The organism is Pyxidicoccus sp. MSG2, assembly GCF_026626705.1.
Taxonomy (GTDB): Bacteria; Myxococcota; Myxococcia; order Myxococcales; family Myxococcaceae; genus Myxococcus.
In genome coordinates this window covers 7,872,106-7,892,084 of record NZ_JAPNKC010000001.1, presented here as the reverse complement: position 1 = coordinate 7,892,084, position 19,979 = coordinate 7,872,106, and the positions used below count along the sequence as shown (strand labels likewise).

Here is a 19,979-nt window from a genome sequence, read left to right as displayed (position 1 = left end):
CCCACATCCGCAGGGGGAACACATGGGACACGAGAAGCCGGTAGAGCCGTTTTCCGACCTCCATGTCGAGGAGGGGAAGGTTCGCGCGGTACTGCTGCATGACCCCACCGTCGAGGGCCTGGACGTGGCCATCTACATGGACGCGTCGGGCAGCATGCAGGAGGAGTACAAGTACAACACGCCCCAGCGCAGCTTCCTGGAGTGGATTCGCGGCGCGCCGCTGAAGGAGGCCGCCAACCAGGTCGAGCCGCAGGTGCAGTGGATGCTCGAGTACCTGGCGACGAAGGACCGCAACGGCATGCTGCGCGTGGCCTACTGGGCCTCGGGCGCGTCCGGCCGGGACGTGGAAGTGGTGGGTGAGCTGAAGGGCGTGGACGTGAAGCAGTACAAGTTCCCCGGCGCGAAGAAGCTCGGGAGCCACACGTTCCTGGCGCCTGCGCTGAAGGACTACGTGCGCTACCTCAAGGAGCAGGTGCCCCACGGCGCCCGCCGCGGGTGCGCGGTCATCGTCACCGACGGCCAGCTCCACGACGCGGAGGAAGTGGAGAAGTTCTCCGAGCAGGTGGCCAAGGAGATTGCCGCCGGCAAGCTGCCGCGCCTCAACTTCGTCCTCGTGGGCGTGGGTGACGGCATCGACGAGGAGCAGCTGGAGCGCATCGCCCACACCGAGTACCCGGGCGTCGGCCACCTGTGGTGCCACCGCATCGCCAAGGAAATCACCCAGGTGGCGGAGCTCGTCGCGGTGCTGGTGGACGAGAACATGACCGTCGCGGCTGGCGGCACCATCTACGACGACAAGGGCAAGGTGGTGAAGACGTACGAGGGCCGCCTCCCGGCCGTGCTGGAGTTCGACCTGCCCGAGGGCGCTGAGAGCTTCACCCTGGAGGTGAACGGCCAGCGCTTCACCCAGCCGCTGCCGGACGAGGACCACCACGACGACGACGAGGACCACCACTGATGGCCGGCCACGAAGCCATCGTCCGTCCGTTCTCGGACGTGCACCGGATGGGAAACAAGGTCGTCGCCACGCTGCTGCATGACCCGACGGTGGAGGGGCTGGATGTGGCCCTCTACATGGACGGCTCGGCGAGCATGGAGGACGAGTACGGGCCGCGCGGCGTGCTGGCGAAGCTGGCGCCGGTGAAGAACCTGGTCGAGCCGCAGATGCGGTGGATGCTCGAGTACCTCGCGAGCAAGGACCGCGACGGCGGCGTGCGCGTCGCCTACTGGGCCACGGGGGACGGCAGCCAGCTGGAGCAGCTGGGGGACCTCACCGCGGCGCAAGCGAAGGACTTCCGCTTCCCGGGGCCTCGCTTCTACGGCAAGGCCACGGTGATGCTGCCCGTGCTGCGCGACTTCGTGGCGCACATGAAGCAGCAGGTGACGAAGGGCGCGCGCCAGGGGCTCGCGGTCATCATCACCGACTCGCAGCTGTCCGACGGCAACGACGTGCGGGCCTACGCCACGCAGGTCGCGAAGGAAATCGCGGCGGGCCGCCTGCCCCGGATGAACTTCGTGTTCGTCGGCGTGGGCGACCAGGTGGACGAGGAGCAGATGGAGGAGATTTCCCACGAGACGTATCCGGGCGTGGGCCATCTCTGGTGCCACCGCATCGCCGACCGCATGGAGGAGATGGCGGAGCTGGTGGCGGTGCTGGTGGACGAGACGATGACGGTCGCGGCCGGCGGCACCATCTACGACGAGCAGGGAAAAATCCTGAAGTCGTACGAGGGCCGGCTGCCGGCGGTGCTCGAGTTCGACGTACCCGTCACGTGCAAGGCCTTCACCCTGGAGGTGGCGGGACAGAAGTTCACCCAGCCCATTCCCGAGGAGCACGAGGACGAGGACCACCACGAGGAGGAAGAGGCGAAGCAGCCCGAGCCCGTGAGTGCCCCCTCCCCCGCCCCGTCCCGCAAGCACGGCGGCCACCGCCACTAGCCTCAGGAAGAACCACGCCATGTCCGAGCAGAAGAAGAGCAACGCGTCGTCCGGCCACGTCCACGGCCCTGGCTGCGAGCATGACCACGACCACGCGCACGAGCACGGACATGGCGAGCCTCACGTCCACGGACCGGGCTGCAATCACGGCCCGTCCCTGGCGGCGGTGAAGCCCGTCGGGAAGTTGTCCTTCAAGGAGCTGAAGGTCATCGGCCCGGCGAAGGCGGAGAAGCACGTGCACGGGCCCGGCTGCAACCATGACCACGACCACGGTCATGACCCTGCGCACGCCCACGGCGAGAAGCATGAGCACGGCCCCGGCTGCAACCATGACCACGACCATGGTCATGACCATGGCCACGAGCATGGCGCCAGCTGCGACCATGACCACGACCACGGGCACCACCATCACCCGAAGCCCAAGCGCATCCGACCTCCCGGGCACCGCCCCGCGGAGGGTGGCGGCGCGGCGCTCCAGCTCGACCTGGAGGGCGCGCTGCCGGGCGAGACAGACGACGTCGGCCGCTTCCAGAAGCTGGAGGCCGCGATTGAAGCGCACCGCGGCGTCACCGACGTGCACCTGCGAAGGGACGCGGGCCATCCCGAGGTGTGCATCCACTACAAGCCGGAGGTGGTAAGCGCGTCGCAGCTCCTCACCGCCGCGCAGCGCACCGGCGCCGAGGTGGCGGAGCGCTACAAGCACCAGACATGGTTCGTGCGCGGGATGACCTCGGCCGACGCGGCCACCGCCATCGAGCACGGGCTGGGGAAGCTGAAGGGCGTGCTCTCCGCGAGCGTGGCGTACGCCAGCGAGCGGCTCGTCCTGGAGTACGACAGCGAGGAAGTCACGCTGAAGGACGTGGAGGCGAAGGCGAAGGCGCTCGGCTACGCGCTGGAGGTGCCCACCAGCGGCCATGCCTGCTCGCACCACGCGCACGGGGGCGGCCTGGCGCCACTGCTGGAGATGCCGCTGGTGGTGGTCTCCGGCGTGCTGCTGGTGGCCGGCTGGGCGATTGAAAAGTTCGCGGGGCTCCCCGCCCTGGTGCCCACGATTGTCTGGGCGCTGTCCATGGCGAGCGGTGGCTTCTTCGCCATCCGGGGCTCGGTGAAGTCGCTGCTCCAGCTGCGCATCGACATCGAGACGATGATGGTGGTGGCGGCCCTGGGCGCGGCGGTGTTGGGCGCCTGGTTCGAGGGCGCCTTCCTGCTCTTCCTCTTCGCCGCGGGCCACGCGCTGGAGCACCGGGCCATGGACCGCGCGCGGCGATCCATCGAGTCGCTGGGAGCGCTCCGTCCCGAGGTGGCGCGCGTGCGCCGCGGCGCCGACGTGGTGGAGGTGCCGGTGGGTGACGTGCAGCGCGGCGAGCGCGTCGTCGTGCGCCCCGGCGACCGCGTCCCGCTGGACGGCATCATCCGCGAGGGCAAGAGCTCGCTGGAGCAGGCGGCGATTACGGGCGAGTCGCTCCCCGTCGCGAAGAAGGCGGGGGACGAGGTGTTCTCCGGCACCATCAACTGCGAGGGCCTGCTGGAGGTGGAAGTCACGCGGCTGTCCTCGGAGTCGGTGCTCGCGCGCGTGGTGGACATGGTGGCGGAGGCGGAGGCGCAGAAGGGCCCCAACCAGCGCTTCGCGCAGCGGCTGGAGCGCACGGTGGCGCCGCTGGTGATGATTGGCGCGGTGGTGTTCCCGGTGGTGCTGGTGCTCTTGGGCACGCCGGTGAAGGAGGCCATCCTCCGGGCGGTGTCGCTGCTGGTGGCGGCCTCGCCGTGCGCGCTGGCCATCTCCACGCCGTCGGCGGTGCTCTCCGCGGTGGCGGCGGCGGCGCGAGGCGGCGTGCTGGTGAAGGGTGGCATCTACCTGGAACTGCTGGCGAAGGTGAACGCCATCGCCTTCGACAAGACGGGCACGCTGACGGTGGGCCGGCCGAAGCTCTTGAGCACGGTGCCGGCGCAGGGCGTGTCGCGAGAGGAGTTGCTGGGCACGGCGGCGGCGGTGGAGTCGCTCTCCGCACACCCGCTGGCGAAGGCGGTGGTGGAGGCCGCGGCGGAGGCGGGCATCCAGGCGCCGGCTGGGAGCGACTGCGAGGCCATCCACGGCAAGGGCATTCGCGCAAAGGTCGGGGAGGCGATGGTGGACGTGGGCAGCCTCGCACTGTTCGAGGGTGAGGCCGTCCCGGCGGAGATCGCAGCGGAAGTCGCGAAGCTGGAGGAGGCCGGCCAGACGACCATGGTGGTGCGCAAGGCGGGGCGCTACCTGGGCGTGCTGGGCATGGCGGACACGCTGCGCGCGGGTGCGCGGCACGTGGTGCAGACGCTGAAGGACTCCGGCATCGAGCGGACGGTGATGCTGTCCGGCGACAACGCACGGGTGGCGAAGTCCATCGCCGAGCAGGTGGGGCTGGACGAGGCGAAGGCGCCGCTGATGCCGGCCGATAAGGTAACGGCGGTACGGGAGATGGGGCGCAAGGGCTCGGTGGCCATGGTGGGTGACGGCGTGAACGACGCGCCCGCCCTGGCCGCGGCGGCGGTGGGCGTGGCGATGGGTGGGGCGGGCTCGGACGCGGCGCTGGAGACGGCGGACGTGGTGCTGATGAGCGACGACCTGTCGCGGCTGCCCTTCGCGCTGGGGCTGGCGCGTCAGGCGACGATGGTGATGCAGCAGAACCTGGTCATCGCGCTGGGCATCAGCGGCATCCTCATCATCGCCGCCGTCTTCGGCCTCACGCAGATCAGCCAGGCCGTGGTGCTCCACGAGGGCAGCACGCTCCTGGTGGTCTTCAACGGCCTGCGCCTGCTCACCATCCGCCCGCAGGCCATGAAGCCCGCGCCCGCGGCCGCGGTGGGCGTGCAGCCCGTGGCGGGCTGAGACCTCATCTACTCCCCCAGGGGTATTCCCAGACACACTGGGGCTGCCTCACCCTGACTTTCCTCATACCGATGATTGGCGCAGGCTTGGCCAGCCTCCGGTGAGGAGGCTCTTCATGGGGGGAGTCAATGCAGCCTGAAATCGTGGTGCCCGCGCTCCTGAGCGCGGTGCTGGCCGGGCTTCTTGCCAGGACCTTCTTCCGACTTCGGTCTCTGCAGCAGCGCTTCAAGCCCGTGCTCGACGCGGAAGTCGAGCGCCAGCGCATCCTGGCCGAATTGGAGCGCGCGAAGGCGGCGTCCGAGCACGCGCTCGCGCTGGAACGAAACCAGGCCGCGGCGGAGTTAGCAAGAAGTCGGCAGGAAGCCGAGGCCACCAGCCGGGGCGCCCGGGCCGACCTGGAGCGGGCCAAGGCCGCAGCCGATGAGTCCATTCGCCTGGACCGGACTCGAATGGATGCGGAGCTGGCCCGCGCCCACGACCGGGCGGGCGCCATCGTTCAGGAGGCGGTGAATCGCCGCCAGCAGGCACTGGGCCAACTGGAGTCGGACCTGAGGCGTGCGCGTGAGCAGACGGATGCGGCAATCAGGGAGACCGAGGCCCGGCGCCAGCAGGTCCGCTCGGAGCAGACCCAGCTCGATGCCGCGATTGCCAGGCTGAAGGCGGAACTCCGTCCCCTGGAAGAAGAAGCAGTCCTCCGCTCCTACGGGCTCTACAAGCCCATCTACAACCTGTCCTCTTCCGAGAAGTACGAGCTGCGCCTCGATGCCATTCGAGACCGGCAGAAGGCGATGCTGAAGGACAAGACAGCTGCCTTCTGCCGCATCGAGTGGGAGGTCAACGGCAGCAAGGCGGAGGGGCGCAAGCAAACGGAGCGCACCCTGAAGTTGATGCTCCGCGCCTTCAATGGCGAAGCGGATGCCTGCGTCGCCAAGGTGACCTACAAGAACATCAAGGCCATGGAGGCGCGCATCCAGAAGGCGGCCGAGGTCATCAGCGGCCTCACCGAAATCCAGCAGTGCTTCATCTCCGACAAGTACGTGGACCTCAAGCTGGAGGAACTCCGGCTCGCCCACGAATACGAAGAGAAGGTGCAGGAGGAGAAAGAGGAGCAACGCCGCATCCGCGAGCAGATGCGCGAGGAGGAGGCCGCGCAGCGCGAGCTGGAGAAGGCAAAGCTCGAAGCCGAGCGCGAGGCCCGGCGTGACGAAGAAGCCCTGCGCAAGGCACGCACCGAGCTGGAGAAGAGCCAGGGCGCCGAGCAGCAGAAGCTCCTGGAGCGCATCGCAGAGCTTGAGCGCAGGGTGGCCGAGGACCAGGAGCGTACGCGGGCCATCTCTCAGGCGCAGCTGACTCGCACGGGGCACGTCTACGTCATCTCCAACATCGGCTCCTTCGGAGAGGACGTCTACAAGCTGGGCATGACGCGGCGCCTCGTGCCCCAGGACCGCATCGACGAGCTGGGAGACGCCTCCGTGCCCTTTGAGTTCGACGTCCACGCCATCATCCGCACCTCGGATGCTCCGGCACTGGAGGCGGCACTGCACCGCACCTTCGCCACCCGGCGCGTCAACCGCATCAACGAGCGCAAGGAATTCTTCCGCGTCACGCTCGATGAGATTGCCCAGGCCGTCCGCGAGCACCATGGCGAGTTCGAGCTGACGCGACTGGCGGAGGCCGAGGAGTACCGTAAGACGCTCGCCATCATCTCGGAGGAACTCGGGAGAGATTCGGGAAAGAAGACTCCTGTGTCCGCATCGGAGCGCGCCGTGGCGTGACGCAGGGAGCGCTGACGGGAGTGCGCAATGGAGACTCCCGCCAAGCGCGGCGGAGGTGGGAAGTGGCACAACCGGATGCGCACCGCTCCGAGGCGGCTACTTCACCGCCGCCAAGTCGACCCACGCCTCGTCGCCCTCCATGGAGCGCACCTTCACCTTCTCGCCCTTCTGCTCCACCACCTTCACGCGCGTTCCCGAGCCCAGTCCCGCGCTGGCCCGGCTCGCCGGAGCCGGCTGCGCCAGCGTCTTGCTGTAGAGCTGGTCGATGCGCGCCTGGTCCTTCTTCCGCTCGATGACGAGGTTGCTCGTCATCTGCTGCGCGGCGTAGGCGCTCTGGAGATCCCCGGCCTGGGCGTTCTTCACGTCCTCGTCGTTCGCGAGCGCCTCCGCGGCCTTCTTGGACAACTTCGCGTCCTCCTTCAGGTACGCCCCGCCCTTCTTCGCCTCGGCCACCGAGCGCACCTGGTTGCGCTGCAGGTAGAAGTGACTCGCGATGTGCAGCACCTTGCCGTCGCCGTAGCGGAACATCACCGCCACCGGCGCCGCGCCGTACTTCTTCTTCATCTCCCGGCTCTCCACCAGCACCTCCACCTTGTCCGGTGCGAGGACTCGGATGGGGTAGGACGAGCCCTCCAGCCACCACTTGGGATTCGCATTCGCCAGGTGCAGGTGCTTGAGCAGGTTGCTGCCGCTGGACTCCTTCACCTGCACCTCCACCACGTCGTCCGCCGTCTCGCGGCCGTTGAAGGCGATGAAGCCGGGGAAGGCCTTCTCCACCACGTTCGTCAGCGCCCAGTCCGTGGTGTAGAGGAAGCCACCCGCGTTGACGAACTTGCGCACCTTCTCGAGCCCCTTCGGCCCCAGGCTGCCCGAGCAGTTGATGATGAGGAGCTGCTTCGCGTTCAGCGGGGTGCGCGCGAGCTGCATCGGCGTCACCACGACGTGCGGCACGCCCACCTCGCGCAGCACGTCCTCCACGCGGTCATACTCGCCGGAGACCACCACCACCTCGGCGGCCTCCACCTTCTGGAGGACGGCGTAGTCCTCCGGGCGCTCCTCCTGCATCCGGGCCTTCAGCACCTTCGCCGCCGCCTTGTTGGCGGTGGACATCTTCGCCTCGCCCAGCGGCGGGTCACCGGCGAGCGCGGGCAAGGCAAGGCACAGCACGCCGACGAGCGCGGCGCGCAGGGTACGGACGAAGAACATGGAACAGCCTCTCCAGGCAGGTGCGCGGTGTGATGAGAGGCTTCAACGGGCGGGGCGGGAAATAGTTCTCTGCCTTTCCAAGACTCCGAGCACGGAGCCCTCCGCGTCACACTCGAAGAGATTGCGCAGGCCGTGCGCAAGCACCATGGAGAGTTCGAGCTGACACGGCTGGCCGAGGCCGCCGAGTACCGGAAGACGCTCGCCATCCTCGAGGAGGAACGCGCGGCGTCTCCGAGACGAAAGGCCGCCGTGTCCGCCGCGGAGCGCGCCGTGACATGACACACGGCGCTCCGGCGGGGAGTCCCGCCGGGCGCCAGGGCGCGGATGGAGGCGGGACTACTGCATCCGCTCTTCCACGAGCTGCTGGACGCGCTCGTAGTACTCATCGACGCGGTACTCCTCCTTCAGCTCGGCCAGCTCCGCGCTCATCGCGTCGTCCTGCGCCTGCGTCCAGCTCAAGGTGTCGCCGAGGGCAATGGCTCGCGCCATGCCGGGCGAGGAGCATGCACACCGGGGGGTGTACGGGCTGAGCAACCAGAATCCGCCACTGTTGCTGTTGAGGTACGAATTGACGATGGAGTTGCACTCGCCAGGGGTAGACGCCGACACCGTCGTCCAGTTGATCACAGTTTTGTAGTCAGGCCCGCCGTCCCCGCCCACGGCGAACTGCTGCAGCGTAGCCGTGCAGTTGCCGTGGAACGTCGGGTTCGGGTTGGTGGGGGTGCCACCTCCGTAGGTCTTGACGAAGCCACCTCCATAGGCGGCGGCATGCACGGAGGCACCGAAGCCCGCGACGGCAATGGCAGCAACAAAGGTTACGAGCGTCTTCTTCATCTGTAGCTCCTTCAGGTGACCGGAGGGGCCCCACTGGCGGGGCGGTACCGGAGGTGGAGCCCGCGCCCGAAGCATGAAGCAAGCCACCCCGCGCTCCGTCTGGAGTTGCGCGAGCACCCGCTTCCCATGTGACGTGCGAAGTCACAAACCCACACATGGATGTGACGTCCGCCGCAACACGCGGAGCGTCAATCCCATACCAATCACATGGGCCTGCCCACGAACCCGCGGCGCTCAGCCCGGTGCGTCCGCCGCGTACCCGCGAGAGAGCGCCTCCAGCAGGTTGGCGAAACCGGCATCCGTCTCACGCAACCGCGCCCGGAGGACCGCGTCACGGAACCCGGGCCAGCGCAGGTGCATGACCGCCGTCGCGGCGTTGGCCCTCACCTCCGTGTCTGGTGATTCGAGCCCCTCCTGGATGAGCCGGCTCGACGCTTCGTCCTCGCGGTCGAGCACCATCGCCAATCGGACAAAGGCCGCCGGGTCATTCGCACCCTCGCGGCGAACGGCGTCCCTCAGTTCCTCGACGGAGTACGTGGAGAACCGACGTCCCAGCCCGGTGGTCAGGAGCGCGGCAGAGTCGGGGTCCGCCGCCGCCACGTGGAGGTAGCGCGCACGGCGGACGTCATCGAGCGTGACAGTGATGATGAGGTTCGGGTCCGCCGCATGTGTCCATTGGAAGACGACGACTCCGGGCGACTGGTGCACGACTCCGTTGGAGACGAACTGGAGGTCCGGCGACTTCGTCCCCCAGTCCCGCAGGAGCCGGTCGACCGACTCCAGCAGCTCGACGTCTGGAGGCGGCGACTTGAAGACCAGGTCTGGCATCGGGACTCCCCCTTCCAGTTGCTCAGGTGGACGACGACGCGGACTGCATGAAGCGATGCAGCCGGTCCGTCAGCAGCGCGCCGGCCTGCCGCGAATCGGTCGTGTCCTGGATCTGCCGGTCCCGGACGGTCGTCGCCAGCCAGCGGTCGAACGCCGCACCGACCTCGACGAGCGAGGCGCCGCCCGCCACGACCACCAGCCGCGTCTGGTCGCTGCGGAGCGCCTGCAGGAGCGAATCGAAGAGGACCGCATAGCTGCCCTGCCGCACGCGCGTGGGTGCGTTCGCGAGGGAAGGCTGGCCCAGGGCGAAACGCCGGAACGCGGCCTCGCCCTGCTGCGCGGAGCCGCCCACCGCCATGCCCGCCTGGCGGCCGTAGGTGACATCCTGCTCCGAGAGGACCCCGGCCTGTTGCAGCGCGGTGGCCACCCGGTACGCCGGCAGGCCACCCGGCGCGCGAGCGCTCTCGACGATGCGCAGGCCGCCGATGTCCGGTGTCCTCTGCCCCTGCTCCATCACCAGGTTCACCGACGGCCCGTAAGACGGGTTCCAGTTGTAGCGGGTGCGGTCGTTGTAGAGGGGATCCGTCTGGGGGAACGGGAGCGGCGCGCGTCCGCCGGGCAGGTGGCCCTGCGCGTAGGCGCCGAGCGTCGGCACCAGGAAGTTCTGTCCCTGCGGGGGACCACCGGCGGCGGGGAGGCGCACCTCGGTGGTGAAGCCCTGGATCGCCGGGTCGAAGAGCTGCTGTCGCTGCACCTGCTGCCGCCCGACGAGCGGCGGGGGCTGGAGCGTCACGTCCCCGGAGCGGATGCGGTCCGCGAGCAGGTTGATCTGCTCGGGGCCCAGGCGCTGCGGGGCAGTCTGCCCACCCCGGGCCGCGGCCTGCGCCGCCGCGAGCTGCTGGGCGAAGGGCGACGTGGACGGAGAGGCGGAGCCCAGCTCCCGCAGGAAGCTGGCGCGGGCCGCCACCAGCCGGGGCTCCAGCGCGCGCCCGATGAGGACCTCCGTGAGGTTGTCGTACATCGTGGCTTCCGGGTTGATGGTCGCCACCATCCGCCGGCCCTCGAAGGAGAGCGTCGTCAGCCGGTACTGGACCCGCCACATCGCCAGGCGGGCCATGACCAGCAGCCGTGGCGCTCCGCGCCGGATGAGCGGCTCCACGCGAGGACGCAGCTCGCGGACCGCGCGGTCCAGGTCGCGCTGCTTCTCCTCGGGCGTGCGTGTGTCCGCGCCCCGGACGGAGCTGGCGATGAACCGCCCCAGCCGCCGCGCCTGCGCGACAATCCAGTCCACCACCCTGTCCAGCGCCCGGTCGATGGGCTGACGCACGCGGTTGACGACGTTCGTCACCGCGTCGCTCACCCGCCCCAGGCCGGCGATGCGCGCCAGGAAGCTGATGACCAGCGTGAGCAGCCTGGCCATCGTCTGCTCGACACGGTTGGCTGCGGGGCCAATCGCGCCGCTGGCAATCGCCGCGAGCGAGTCGATGACGGACGCAGCGACCTGGGAGATCTGCCGCAGCCGCTCCACGAAGAACATCACCGTGTTGTAGGTGGCGATGATGGCCTGGATGAACGCGCCCGCCGGGTTGAGGCTCGTCACCAGGCGCGTAATCGCCGCCTGCACTACCCTGTCGCGCACGAAGGTCATGACCTGCTCCATGACCATCTCCCGCAGGTTCGACAGGCTCTGCTGAATCTGCTCCCACGCGGCGGCGGGCCCCTGGGTGACGAGCGTCCGGACGAGGCTGAACGCCGTCTCCATCGCCCGCACGGCCGGCTCGCCCACGGCGCGCACCAGCTTCTGACGGCCTTGAGCAAATCGTAGCCGCGGGTGCCCTCGGCCAGCCGCGCCAGGGGACGCAGGATGGCGTCCTTCACCATCTGGACGATGCCGCTCACCATGGCGCGGGCGGTGCTGATGATGCGGTCGATGGGCTCCGTGAAGATGCGCCGGGCGCGCTCCCACACGCCGCCCAGGTTGAAGATGTCGCGCCAGCTCAGCGAGTCGAGGAAGCGGTTGATGGCGTCCCGGATGGCGCCGCCCGTCACGCCCAGGGATTGGATCTGCTGCTCCACCCACGCGCCCGCGCGCTCGAAGACGCCGTGGTTGTCGAGCGCCTGGGTGATGAGCCCGCCGCCGGGCATGAACTCCACCACCGCGCGGAGGATGTTGGCCGCGCTGCGCTCCACGCGGCCCATGTTGATGGGGTTCACCCCGAGGATGATGGTGAACATGCGGTAGCCGGGGATGTTGTTGGCCCGGTCCGCGAAGTAGTCGAGCGCGTCGCTGAGGCCCAGCCGCTGCACCCCGGGCCCCGAGGTCCGCCCGCTGACGTTGAACGACTCGCCCCGGGTCGCCGCCTGCGAGGCGCGGTCCGCTTCACGCTCGTGCGGGCCATCCTGCCCCTGGGAAGACTTCTGCACCGCCGAAGCGCCCTCCTGCTGCACGACGTGCGCGAGCTCGTGCGACAACAGCCGGACGTCCGTGGCCTGCTCGCCCTGGCCGAGGAAGACGTGGTTGCCGTAGGTGAAGGCCCGCGCGGAGAGCTGCTCCGCGGCGGTGCCCGCGCGCGCATCCGTGTGCACGCGCACCGCGTCGAAGTCGACCCCGAAGCTGCGCTCGGCGGCGCTGCGCACCGGAGGTGCCAGCGGCGCACCGCCGCCAGGAGCCCCGGGCAGCGGAGGCGCCGCCATCATGGGACGGGCCTCCGGCGACGCACTCACGGCCTGCGCGGAGGACTCCGGCTCCTGCCGCAGGTGGGCCATGGCGCGCAGGAGGCGGGGGCTCCGCCGGGCAGCACCACCCAGGCGAACGGCCGCGCCGCCCGGTGCGTTGGCGGAGGTGGCCACCGTCCCCGTGCGCGCGGGAGCCGGGGCGCGCGGACGCCGCGGAAGGACCTCGGGCCGGCGCGCGCGCGGGGGCTGGCATGCGTCAGCCCTCTCCGGGAGTGACAGCGGGCCAGGAGGCGCGAAGGGATGGGGCCATGGGCGCGCGCGGCCCCTGCCGCTGCCGCACCGCCTGCCGTGACGTCAGTCCCCCGGGCACGCGCATGCGAAAAGCATAGGCACCCGCTCTGACGCCTGTCGAACCGGGTATCACTGCCAGAAGCCCTCCACGCGGTGATGGCGCTGGCGTCCCACCCGACCGCACCCGACGCCCGCCAACGCGCTGCGTTGCCACGAGTGCGTCACGGCGCTCGGCCAGCGTACGTGCGACCGACCGCTCGTTGGCATCCCAATGAGCGCTGTCCGTCCGGACGCGGACAGCGACTTCTCCCGCAAGCACTGGGAGGGAATGCGAAACGTGGCATGTTCCGCCCCCCATGGCCGTCAGCGTCTTCGACCTCTTCAAGATTGGCATCGGTCCCTCCAGCTCGCACACCGTGGGGCCCATGCGCGCCGCACGAACGTTCGCGCAGCGGCTCGCGGAGGGCGGCAAGCTGGAGCGGCTCTCCAAGCTCAAGGTGGAGCTCTTCGGCTCGCTCGGCGCCACCGGCAAGGGGCACGGCAGCGACAAGGCGGTGTTGCTCGGCCTGCGCGGTGAGACGCCCGAGGGCGTGGACGTGGAGTCCATTCCCGCCATCGTCTCCCGCTGGCGCGCGGAAGGCCGCGTGGCCGTGCTCGGCCAGCGCGAGGTCACCTTCAAGGACGGCGAGCACCTGGTGATGCACCGCCGCCGCACGCTGCCCTACCACCCGAACGGCATGCGCTTCTCCGCCTTCGCCGCGGACGGCACGGAATTGGACTCGCGCGTCTACTACTCCGTGGGTGGAGGCTTCGTGGTGGACGAGACGGCGGCCGACGGCCAGAGCCCGATTCGCCCGGACACCACGTCCCAGCCCTTCCCCTTCCATTCAGCCGCCGAGCTGCTGGCCCACTGCGAGCGCGAGCGCCTGCCCATCAGCTCCATCATGCTGGCCAACGAGAAGACGTGGCGCAGCGAGGAGGAGATTCGCTCCGGGCTGCTGCGCATCTGGGAGGTCATGCAGGCCTGCGTGCGCCGGGGCTGCACCAGCGGCGGCATCCTCCCCGGAGGCCTCAAGGTGGAGCGGCGCGCCGCGGCCATGTACCAGCGGCTGCTCAGCCGTCCCGAGGCCGGGCTCACCAACCCGCTCACCGTGCTGGACTGGGTGAACCTCTACGCGCTCGCCGTCAACGAGGAGAACGCCGCGGGCGGCCGCGTCGTCACCGCGCCCACCAACGGCGCGGCGGGCATCATCCCCGCGGTGCTGCACTACTACTGGCGCTTCGTGCCGGGAGCGAACGACGACGGCGTGGTGCGCTACCTCCTCACGGCCGGCGCCATCGGCGTGCTCTACAAGGAGAACGCCTCCATCAGCGGCGCGGAGGTGGGCTGCCAGGGCGAGGTGGGCAGCGCGTGCTCCATGGCCGCCGGTGGGCTCACCGAGGTGCTGGGCGGCTCGCCGCTGCACGTGGAGAACGCGGCGGAAATCGCCATGGAGCACAACCTGGGGCTCACGTGCGACCCCATCGGCGGGCTCGTGCAGGTGCCGTGCATCGAGCGCAACGCGATGGCGTCCGTGAAGGCCATCAACGCCACGCGCATGTCCATGTCCGGCGACGGGAAGCACTTCGTCAGCCTGGACAAGGTCATCAAGACGATGCGCGACACCGGCCGCGACATGAAGGACAAGTACAAGGAGACGGCGCGCGGCGGCCTCGCCGTCAACGTGCTGGAAGTGGCCAACCTGAGCGTCGGCCTCCCGGAGTGCTGACGGTCCGCTGGAACGAGCACGGCGGCCCCCGTCTCCAGGAGCCGCCGCGTCGCTACACCCGAAGCACCGGGCGGACTACCCGCGCATGTACATGGGGAAGCGCAGCTCGATGGGCGCGGTAGTCACGCCGGCCGGCCTCGATTTGAGAACGTCTCTATTTTCTCACCAGGCCAGGAAAAGTTGCATGGGGCCACCCGGCCCGAGCCCCTGTCAGACGGGACACCCCTTCGTTGCATTGTGAATGCTGCAAACAGGCGGAAAGATGGGAAGTCGCGGTTACCCCTACCGCACCAGCGCACGCCCCCGCGGCGCTCGAGGAACCCATCCAATGACAAACATCCAGCCAGGACCCACCCGGGTCATCCAACACCTGCTCACACGTCTGACCCTCGCGCTCGCCTTCGTCCTGACGGCGCTGCCCGTGGGCGGCGCGTGGGCGCAGCCGACGTATTCCATCTTCCCCGCGAACAGCACGCCGGCCGTCGCCTCGGTGACCAACGACTTCGCCGCAGTGGAGTTGGGCGTGAAGTTCAAGGCCGACGTGAATGGCGACATCGTCGGCCTGCGCTTCTACAAGGGCGCGAGCAACACCGGCGCGCACGTGGGCCATGTCTGGAGCGCCGCCGGTGCGCTGCTGGCCACCGCCACCTTCACCAGCGAGACGGCCTCCGGCTGGCAGCAGGTGACGCTCACCACGCCGGTGCCCGTCACCGCTGGCACCACCTACGTTGCCTCGTACCACGCACCGGGTGGCGCCTATGCCTTCACCGACTTCGGGCTGTCCGCGGGCGCGGATGCGCCGCCCATGCACGCGCTGGCCGGGCCCACCAACGGTGGCAACGGCACCTTCGCGTACGGCCCCTCGGGCACCTTCCCCACCAACAGCTTCCACGACTCCAACTACTGGGTGGACGTGGTCTTCCGCCCGGCGGCGCCCGTCACCCTCTGGCCGACCACCGCCACGCCCACCGTCGCCTCGGTGACCAATGACTCCACCGCGGTGGAGCTGGGCGTGAAGTTCAAGACCGACGTGAGCGGCAACGTGCTGGGCATCCGCTTCTACAAGGGCACGGCCAACACGGGCACCCACGTGGGCAACCTGTGGAGCGCCGCGGGTGCGCTGCTGGGCACCGCCACCTTCACCAGCGAGACGGCCTCTGGCTGGCAGCAGGTGACCTTCGCGACGCCGGTGGCCATCGCCGCCAACACCACGTACATCGCCTCGTACCACGCGCCCGTCGGATCCTACGCCTTCGACAACGGCGGGCTCGCGGCGGGCTTGAATGCTCCACCCCTGTACGCGCTGCCCGGCACCGTCAGCGGCGGCAACGGCGTCTTCAAGTACGGCCCCGCCGGCACCCTCCCCACCGACAGCTTCCAGAACTCCAACTATTGGGTGGACGTGGTCTTCCAGGCCACGGGCGCGCCGCCGCCGACTCCGCCTCCGGCCGGCAACACGTACAGCCTCTTCCCCGCCACCGCGACGCCGGTCACCGCCACGGCCAACGACACGTCCTCCATCGAAGTGGGCGTGAAGTTCCGAGCGGACGTGGACGGCAGGGTGAAGGGCCTGCGCTTCTACAAGGGCGTGGGCAACACCGGCACGCACGTGGGCAACTTGTGGAGCAGCGCCGGGGCGAACCTGGCCAGCGCCACCTTCATCAGCGAGACGGCCGCGGGCTGGCAGCAGGTGAGCTTCGCCACGCCGGTGTCCATCACCGCGGGCACCACGTACGTGGCCTCGTACCTCGCGCCGTTCGGCGGCTACTCCTTCGACTCCAACGGCCTGGCCAGCGGCGTGGACGCGCCGCCCCTGCACGCGCTGCCCGGGACGACGAGCGGCGGCAACGGCGTGTTCGCCTATGGCGCGCTGTCCACCTTCCCCAACAGCAGCTACCAGAACTCCAACTACTGGGTGGACGTGGTCTTCGAGCCGACCAGCGCCCTGCCCCGCCCGGGCCTCTTCGGCTCCGGCCCGGTGCTGGTGGCCACCGACCCGACCAACCACTTCACCGACTACCTGAAGGAAGTGCTCAAGGCGGAAGGGCTCACCACCTTCGCCACCACCGACGCGGGCAACATCGGCGGCTCGGTGTCGCTCAATGACTACAAGGTGCTCATCCTCGGCGAGGAGACGCTGAGCGCGGCCCAGGTGACGCTCGTCACCAACTGGGTGAACGCGGGCGGCAGCCTCATCGCCATGCGCCCCGCGGCCAACCTCGACACGCTGCTCGGCCTCAACCCCTCCGCGGGCACGCAGGACGACGGCTACCTCCTCATCGACACCACCCAGGCGCCGGGCACCGGCCTCACCGCGGAGACGATGCAGTACCACGGCACCGCGGACCGCCACACCGTGGTGTCCGGCACGCGCGCGGTGGCCACGCTGTACTCGGACGCCACCACGCCCACGACGTACGCGGCCATCACCCTGCGCACGGTGGGCAGCGGCAGGGCCATCGCCTTCGCCTTCGACCTGGCGAAGTCCGTCGTCCTCACGCGCCAGGGCAACCCTGCGTGGCAGGGACAGAACCGCGACGGCTCCTCCATTGGCCCGGGGGCACGCGCCAGCGACATGTTCTACGGCAACGCGTCCTTCGACCCGAAGCCGGACTGGGTGAACCTGGCCAAGGTGCAGATTCCCCAGGCGGACGAGCAGCAGCGGCTGCTGGCCAACCTGATTCACCTCACCAGCGCCACCCCGCTGCCGCGCCTCTGGTACTTCCCCAGCGCGAAGAAGGCGGTGGTCGTGATGACGGGCGACGGCCACCCGGGCGGCGCCATCACCCAGCGCTGGCAGAACTACCTGACGGCCAGCCCCACCGGCTGCAACGTGGACGACTGGCAGTGCGTGCGCGGCACCGTCTACGACTTCGTCGGCGGGCTCACCGCGACGCAGGCGGCGAGCTACACGACGCAGGGCTTCGAGTACGCCCTCCACATCAACACCAACTGCGGCGACTACACGTCCACCTCGCTGGACCCCTCGTTCTACACGCCGCAGCTCGCGAGCTTCGCGTCGTCGTACCCCGGCATCCCCGCGCCCATCACCAACCGCACGCACTGCATCGCGTTCAGTGACTGGGCCACGCAGCCGAAGGTGTCTCTGAGCCACGGCATCCGGCTGGACACCAACTACTACTACTGGCCGGACTACTGGGTGCAGGACCGTCCGGGCGTCTTCACCGGCTCGGGCCTGGCCATGCGCTTCGCGGACGTGGACGGCACGCCCATCGACGTCTACCAGCTCGCCACGCAGATGACGGACGAGTCGGGCCAGTCCTACCCGCTGCACATCGACACGCTGCTGGCCAACGCGCTCGGGACGAAGGGCTACTACGGCGCCTTCAACGCCAACATGCACGTGGACTCGGACCCGTCCGCGGGCGCCTCGGGCTCGGCGGCCATCATCGCCTCGGCCCAGCGCGAGGGCGTGTCCGTCATCACCGCGAAGCAGCTCCTCGCGTGGCTGGACGCGCGCGAGGCCACGCAGGTGTCCTCCGTCGCCTTCACCGGCACGGCGCTCACCTTCACCGTGGCCTCTCCGGCGCGCAACCTGTCGCTCATGGTGCCCACGCGCACGGCGACAGGCCTCACGCTCGTCTCGGTGAGCCGCAACGGCACGGCGGTGACGACGGCGGCGCAGACCATCAAGGGCGTGGGCTTCGCGTTCATCAACGGCGCACAGGCCGGCACCTACACGGCCACCTACAACTGAGTCGCTCCCCACCCCGTCCCACGGGGTGAGACACCGGCGGCCCGGCGCGGAGTCATCGCGCCGGGCCGCTCTGTTTTCGCGCGAGGTGCGTGGACACGCCTGACCCGACGTGAGGGGTGAGAGGGGCGGCGGGGTGCGTCTTGCGTCGGGTTGCCCGGGGGCTCTATGACGCGCCCCGGCCCGTCCCCCATTGGGCCCGTCCAAAGGACACACACCCCATGCTCAAGAAGATTCTCGGCGGCCTCGCCGCCGTCATCCTCGTGCTCGTCGGCGTCATCGCCACCCGTCCCGCCGAGTTCAGCGTCCAGCGCAGCGCCACCCTGCCCGTGCCGGCCGACGCCGCCTTCGCAGTGGTGAATGACTTCCACCGCTGGAAGGAGTGGTCGCCGTGGGAGAAGCTGGACCCGCAGCAGAAGACCACGCACACCGGCGCGGAGTCCGGCACCGGCGCGGTCTACGCCTGGGTCGGCAACGACGATGTCGGCGAAGGCCGGATGACCATTGAAGAGAGCAAGCTCAACGAGCTCGTCCGCATCAAGCTGGAGTTCATCAAGCCCTTCGCGTCCACCAGCACCACCACCTTCACGTTCAAGCCCGCCGAGGGCGGCACCGAGGTGACGTGGGTGATGGCCGGCAAGAACGACTTCATGGGCAAGGCCTTCAGCCTGTTCATGGACATGGACAAGATGGTCGGCGGGGACTTCGAACGGGGCCTGGCCAGCATGAAGACGGTGGCCGAGGCCGACGCGAAGCAGCGCGCCGAGGCCGAGGCCGCGCGCGTGGCCGCCGAGAAGGCCGCCGCGGAGAAGGCCGCCGCCGAGGCCGCTGCTGCCGCCGCCGCAGCGCAGCCCGCCGAGGGCGCGCCCGTCGTCGCAGAGCCCACGCCGTGATGAGCCGCTGAGCTTCACCGCGCCCCGTGCGATGCGGGTTCCCGCTACCGGGGCGCGGCGCCGTTTCGCGCGCTCGTGGACATTGTCTCTACTTGAAGCGCGCCGCAGTGCCCACTCGCTGACGCCTCGCGGGCACTGCGCTGCACTCCATCGCCGCGCACCGGCACTGGGCGCGCGAGGCGCCTCCGCCGGCATAGCCTCAGTGGGGCATCCGGCCCACGAACACGCCCAGCACGAAGGCCAGCACGGCGAGGGTGGCCACCCAGAGCATGGAGACTCCCTTCGGCCGCGCCTGGACTGAAGGGGAGATGCGCACCGCCGCCTGCTCCTCCGGGACGATGATGCGAACCTTGATGACGGCCTGGGTGAGCACCGCCTCCACGTCCCCCAGGAAGCGCTCGTACTCCTCCGCCTGCATCTCCAGGGGCTGGCCGTGGTGACTCTCATACCGCTTCGCCACGCCCTCGAAGTTGCGAAGCTGCGCCTCGCGCTTGGACACGTCCACCCAGCCGCACATCAGCGACGGCGAGCTGCCCTTGCGGGGCACGAGGGAAATCGCCTGCCGCGCCAGCTTCCCGCCCGCCGTGCTCGGCCCTTCCGGCTCGTCGATGCGCAGCACCCGGTGCGGCCCCCGGCCATACATCTTCGAGGCCAGCGCACGCCGCAGCTCCTCAGCGAGCAGCGCCGAGTGGTTCGCGAACATCGTCCGCAGCGCCGGGGACTCCTCCTCCGCCGCGCCCTTCCCCTTCGCGGGCTCCAGCGGATTCAGCCGCACCACGCCCACCTTCTCCGGCGCCGGGCTCGTCCGCTTCTCCCCGCCCTTCGCCAGCCAGCCCGTCGCCGGCTTCGCGCTGGCCTTGCCCGCGGGCTTCTTGCTCTGGATGTCCGTGGCGACGTCCGCCGGCTCCCGCGCCTTCCCGCCCGCCTTGCCCGCCCGCGCGGGCTTGTCCTCCACGGGGCCCATGCGCGTCGCGTTCGGGTCGCCCGCGCCCAACGGAGCCATGCGCGTCTCGATGGGCCCCGTCTCCAGGGGCGCCATGCGCGTCTCCTCGGGACGGGTGAGGATGGGGATGTCCCGCGTCGCGTCCGCGTCCTCTTCCGGCGCGATGCGTGTCTCGTCGGAGCGCCCCGGACTGCCGGCCCTCCTCTTCCCGTTGGACATGTGCGGCCCTCTCCCGACGGAGCATACTT

General features: G+C 69.7%; 13 protein-coding genes. 8 read left to right on the top strand and 5 right to left on the bottom strand.

Annotated features, from left to right (window positions below; all coding sequences use genetic code 11):
- The first annotated feature begins 22 nt into the window (after nucleotides 1–22).
- The 4 genes from OV427_RS30975 (at nucleotide 23) to OV427_RS30960 (ending at nucleotide 6,576) form a co-directional block, all read left to right on the top strand.
- Nucleotides 23–958: a vWA domain-containing protein gene (locus tag OV427_RS30975; protein ID WP_267859808.1), complete on the top strand. Its 936-nt coding sequence runs from the start codon at nucleotides 23–25 to the stop codon at nucleotides 956–958.
- Nucleotides 958–1,938 carry a vWA domain-containing protein gene (locus OV427_RS30970; RefSeq protein ID WP_267859807.1) on the top strand — a complete coding sequence of 327 codons (981 nt, stop codon included), beginning with the start codon at nucleotides 958–960 and terminating at the stop codon, nucleotides 1,936–1,938. Before OV427_RS30975 ends, OV427_RS30970 begins: the two co-directional genes overlap by 1 nt.
- A 19-nt stretch (nucleotides 1,939–1,957) precedes the next feature.
- On the top strand, nucleotides 1,958–4,801 hold the full coding sequence (locus tag OV427_RS30965; protein WP_267859806.1) for a heavy metal translocating P-type ATPase: 2,844 nt from the start codon (nucleotides 1,958–1,960) through the stop codon (nucleotides 4,799–4,801).
- A 128-nt stretch (nucleotides 4,802–4,929) separates the two neighbouring features.
- The gene (locus OV427_RS30960) at nucleotides 4,930–6,576 is read left to right on the top strand and encodes a DUF4041 domain-containing protein (protein WP_267859805.1); all 1,647 of its coding nucleotides are present in this window, start codon (nucleotides 4,930–4,932) and stop codon (nucleotides 6,574–6,576) included.
- A 96-nt stretch (nucleotides 6,577–6,672) separates the two neighbouring features.
- On the opposite strand, the gene OV427_RS30955 is transcribed toward OV427_RS30960, so the two are convergent.
- Nucleotides 6,673–7,782 (bottom strand): hypothetical protein, encoded by a 1,110-nt coding sequence (locus tag OV427_RS30955; protein WP_267859804.1) that lies wholly within the window; start codon nucleotides 7,780–7,782, stop codon nucleotides 6,673–6,675.
- 132 nt (nucleotides 7,783–7,914) lie between these two features.
- Between OV427_RS30955 and OV427_RS30950 the strand changes: the two genes are divergently transcribed.
- Nucleotides 7,915–8,061 (top strand): hypothetical protein, encoded by a 147-nt coding sequence (locus tag OV427_RS30950; protein ID WP_267859803.1) that lies wholly within the window; start codon nucleotides 7,915–7,917, stop codon nucleotides 8,059–8,061.
- Nucleotides 8,062–8,118: 57 nt separating this feature from the next.
- Here the strand turns inward: OV427_RS30950 and OV427_RS30945 are convergent, their stop codons facing one another.
- The 3 genes from OV427_RS30945 to OV427_RS30935 all read right to left on the bottom strand — a co-directional run bounded on the left by OV427_RS30945 (nucleotide 8,119) and on the right by OV427_RS30935 (nucleotide 12,294).
- The gene (locus OV427_RS30945) at nucleotides 8,119–8,616 is read right to left on the bottom strand and encodes a hypothetical protein (RefSeq protein WP_267859802.1); all 498 of its coding nucleotides are present in this window, start codon (nucleotides 8,614–8,616) and stop codon (nucleotides 8,119–8,121) included.
- Between the two features lie 234 nt (nucleotides 8,617–8,850).
- Nucleotides 8,851–9,444, bottom strand: coding sequence for a hypothetical protein (locus tag OV427_RS30940; protein WP_267859801.1), 594 nt, complete (start codon nucleotides 9,442–9,444; stop codon nucleotides 8,851–8,853).
- A 1,644-nt stretch (nucleotides 9,445–11,088) separates the two neighbouring features.
- Nucleotides 11,089–12,294, bottom strand: coding sequence for a DUF4157 domain-containing protein (locus tag OV427_RS30935; protein WP_267859800.1), 1,206 nt, complete (start codon nucleotides 12,292–12,294; stop codon nucleotides 11,089–11,091).
- 473 nt (nucleotides 12,295–12,767) lie between these two features.
- On the opposite strand from OV427_RS30935, the gene OV427_RS30930 reads away from it, so the two are divergent.
- The 3 genes from OV427_RS30930 (at nucleotide 12,768) to OV427_RS30920 (ending at nucleotide 18,788) form a co-directional block, all read left to right on the top strand.
- Nucleotides 12,768–14,180: an L-serine ammonia-lyase gene (locus OV427_RS30930; protein ID WP_267859799.1), complete on the top strand. Its 1,413-nt coding sequence runs from the start codon at nucleotides 12,768–12,770 to the stop codon at nucleotides 14,178–14,180.
- Between the two features lie 328 nt (nucleotides 14,181–14,508).
- Entirely contained in the window at nucleotides 14,509–17,898 is a 3,390-nt protein-coding gene (locus OV427_RS30925; RefSeq protein WP_267859798.1) for a DUF4082 domain-containing protein, read from the top strand.
- 218 nt (nucleotides 17,899–18,116) lie between these two features.
- A complete protein-coding gene (locus OV427_RS30920; protein WP_267859797.1) occupies nucleotides 18,117–18,788 on the top strand; it encodes an SRPBCC family protein in 672 nt (223 codons plus the stop codon).
- Nucleotides 18,789–18,987: 199 nt separating this feature from the next.
- Here OV427_RS30920 and OV427_RS30915 read toward each other — a convergent pair whose 3' ends face one another.
- On the bottom strand, nucleotides 18,988–19,950 hold the full coding sequence (locus tag OV427_RS30915) for a hypothetical protein (protein ID WP_267859796.1): 963 nt from the start codon (nucleotides 19,948–19,950) through the stop codon (nucleotides 18,988–18,990).
- Between the last annotated feature and the right edge of the window lie 29 nt (nucleotides 19,951–19,979).

Coding starts and splice junctions, on each gene's coding strand:
- OV427_RS30975 (WP_267859808.1), top strand. CDS start 23: ATGGGACACGAGAAGCCGGTAGAGCCGTTTTCCGACCTCCATGTCGAG.
- OV427_RS30970 (WP_267859807.1), top strand. CDS start 958: ATGGCCGGCCACGAAGCCATCGTCCGTCCGTTCTCGGACGTGCACCGG.
- OV427_RS30965 (WP_267859806.1), top strand. CDS start 1,958: ATGTCCGAGCAGAAGAAGAGCAACGCGTCGTCCGGCCACGTCCACGGC.
- OV427_RS30960 (WP_267859805.1), top strand. CDS start 4,930: ATGCAGCCTGAAATCGTGGTGCCCGCGCTCCTGAGCGCGGTGCTGGCC.
- OV427_RS30955 (WP_267859804.1), bottom strand. CDS start 7,782: ATGTTCTTCGTCCGTACCCTGCGCGCCGCGCTCGTCGGCGTGCTGTGC.
- OV427_RS30945 (WP_267859802.1), bottom strand. CDS start 8,616: ATGAAGAAGACGCTCGTAACCTTTGTTGCTGCCATTGCCGTCGCGGGC.
- OV427_RS30940 (WP_267859801.1), bottom strand. CDS start 9,444: ATGCCAGACCTGGTCTTCAAGTCGCCGCCTCCAGACGTCGAGCTGCTG.
- OV427_RS30930 (WP_267859799.1), top strand. CDS start 12,768: ATGGCCGTCAGCGTCTTCGACCTCTTCAAGATTGGCATCGGTCCCTCC.
- OV427_RS30925 (WP_267859798.1), top strand. CDS start 14,509: ATGACAAACATCCAGCCAGGACCCACCCGGGTCATCCAACACCTGCTC.
- OV427_RS30920 (WP_267859797.1), top strand. CDS start 18,117: ATGCTCAAGAAGATTCTCGGCGGCCTCGCCGCCGTCATCCTCGTGCTC.
- OV427_RS30915 (WP_267859796.1), bottom strand. CDS start 19,950: ATGTCCAACGGGAAGAGGAGGGCCGGCAGTCCGGGGCGCTCCGACGAG.